The organism is Barnesiella sp. CU968 (genome assembly GCF_905219685.1).
Lineage (GTDB): Bacteria > Bacteroidota > Bacteroidia > Bacteroidales > Muribaculaceae > Lepagella > Lepagella muris_A.
The window spans coordinates 1-2,660 of record NZ_CAJMXD010000391.1; the positions used below are offsets into that span (position 1 = coordinate 1).

General features: G+C 45.3%; 1 protein-coding gene. It reads right to left on the reverse strand.

Annotated elements, in window-relative coordinates; genetic code table 11:
* Positions 1–115 precede the first annotated feature (115 nt).
* Entirely contained in the window at positions 116–2,128 is a 2,013-nt protein-coding gene (locus tag JX312_RS11950) for a putative porin (protein WP_204458131.1), read from the reverse strand.
* Positions 2,129–2,660: the final 532 nt, after the last annotated feature.

Genomic DNA, 2,660 nt, shown 5'->3' on the forward strand with positions numbered 1-2,660 from the left:
CCATTCTGACAGCATCCTCGCCATCCGGCTAAAATAAAGGCGGTGTGTCAAATTTTATCAATTTTGACACACCGCCAATAGTATCGGAAACGTTATTGCTTGCATGCCACTGCTGTCAGTTGGCGAAATCTATTGACAGACCGAATCTCAGCTGGCGGGGATCGATAGGGTAGTGCGGGAGGGAGAAGTAATTGCTACCGAAAAGTCCTTGATTCACATGGCTCCAGAGTACGAAGAAGCGGACTTTATAGAGTTTTGCGGTGACATATGCGTTGGCAACGGCAAAATTTCCCACCCATATCGGGTTTTCTCCCTGCACATGAAAAGACATTGTTGCCGGCTGGTAATCATATCCCCTGTATTTCGTATAATAATCGCAATCCACGCCTATCTGCATGTGAAGCACACGGAATGCGGTGAATCCCAGAAACATGTTGCTGTAGACGCTAAGAGCCGGCAACGGAATCACATCCTGATTGGATGATGCCTGATAAGTTACGGTGTTGTTCCAGTTCCATATGCCGAACTTAAGTTTTTGGTCAATGGATGCTGAAAAAATCTGCACGCTTCCGCCATATTGACTGGGAACTGAATTCTGATTGAAATACACGCAATTCTGTATATTCTCCACGCCTGCACGCAGGTCTGTTTTTGTCCAGGGGATATGAAGATGTCCTCCGACACGGAATGAGCGGGTTTTGCCGAAATCATTGTTCCATGTGAAATGGTTGGATATATAATGGCGCAGGAGATATGACGGAGTCTGGTTCCTGAAGAATCCCTCAGCGGAGATTCTTACTGTGTCTTTACCGAGTCGGAAGCGTGTTTCAACATAACCGTCGATGTCGAGATCACCTGCGGCATCCCCCATAAGACCGAATTTGGCATTGGCGGCATAGCGCAGCAACGAACCTTTCATTTTTTCAAGTCTGCCACCTACCCATAATCTGTTGCGTTTCTTTTCCGGCTCAAGTGACGCCCCCTCCGGAATGGGTGAGAGTTCCGCAGGATTTTCAGACGGCTGAGGAAGTAGATAAGACTGTTTGAACCTGTCGAACTCATAGGTCGCATATGCGGACAAACCGAATTTAGCCCATTTCTGGAATCCCTCGATCATCGAGATGCCAAGAGTGTTGGAGAAAGACCAGTAATGAGTGTCATCGAGGGTGTAATCAGGGTTGAAATAGGTGTTTGCCCAGAATTGTGATGCTTCCTCGGCGCGAGTGTTTTTGAAAGTGCGGTGGTTATACTTATAATCGAAAGAATATATGAATTTGGTCACAGGCACAAGTGTCATGCGCTCGATTGTGTCTCCTTCCTGCGTGTCATCGCGCCAGAAACCGATCTTATACGCGTGCGACATATAGAATTCCGCACCAACGAGCCTGTTCTGGGCTCCGTTCAGTCTTGTCGGGATGCTCTTGGGCTCGATTTTGTCGACACCTCCCTGGAGCACAGCAGGGTTTTCGATATAGAGGTCATCGGTTATACCTCCGTTTTCCTGATTCTNTGAATTGTAGTGATTCAGGAAAGCCTGCATCTCATAGTGGTTGCCGGTGTAATATCCCTGAAACCCGTAAATGAGGTTTTTAGCTGCCTGACTGTTATACGCCCCTTTGGTGTACAGATAATCGATGTTCGCACCAATTCCTATCTTGCGGTTTACATTTCCAGCGAATATACCTTTCAGCCTATCTGTGTGGTTATCGCGGTTGCCGCCGAAATTATACGACAACAGCGTCATAGGTATATATACGTTATAGAATTTCTCCTTTCTGAATGTCGGCAACCAGTAGTTCAGCGCGTCTTCAAACAGGAATGCCGAAGGCTGCGGACGCTGGAAGTAAAGCATGTTTATGCCTTCAGCCGCGAAAGAGCCGGTTGTTGCCCATGCATCGGAATTCATCGCCGGCACAAACTGCCGCTGATAGTTATACAGGAGGGTGTCGATGTCCGCTTCCTCATGATTGCCGAGGGGATAAGACAGTTTCCATGCGTTTCCCTGTTTGTAGGTTGTTTTGCTCTTTACGTTATCCTTATTCCCGAGGTCAGACTGCTTCCCGGTTCCTCCAGGCTTTTCTCCGGTTGTTGACATCGGACGCTGCGCGGATGCCGCAAACTGGAGCACGGCTAAAAACAGGATGATAAAATATTTTTTTAACACCATAAATATCAAGTAAGTATAAAACAGAACGAGCGCAAAAAGTCCCGGTGCGCAAAGTGATTTTATATTGAGCGTGGAATTTTTGTGCCACTTGATTCTATTGACGGGCAAAGTTAGTAAAAAATGCTCAGAAATCAGCATTCCGGCAGCTTTAATGTGTTGTATTGACTTTACTGCGCATACGGAGCAGGTGTCGAACGCCTGAGTTCATTCACTCGTAGACATTCTTGATCAGGCAGGTTGTAAAAAACAACTTCAGAAAAATAACGAATCCGCAAACCTTTTTGCAACGGGTTTTGTTATATAGTTACGATTATTGTATTTGCACTGTGTTTTATTCATTGTATTAGAAAGAAATTTTTAATGCGAGCGAAGTCGGAATTGTGAAATCCTGACTTCGTTTTATTTTTAAACAAGCTCTAAGAAACTGTTTAAATTTAATTCGAAATTTTTTATATAGTGAATCTTGTGGCTTCCTTGAGGTCTTTTATGGTTG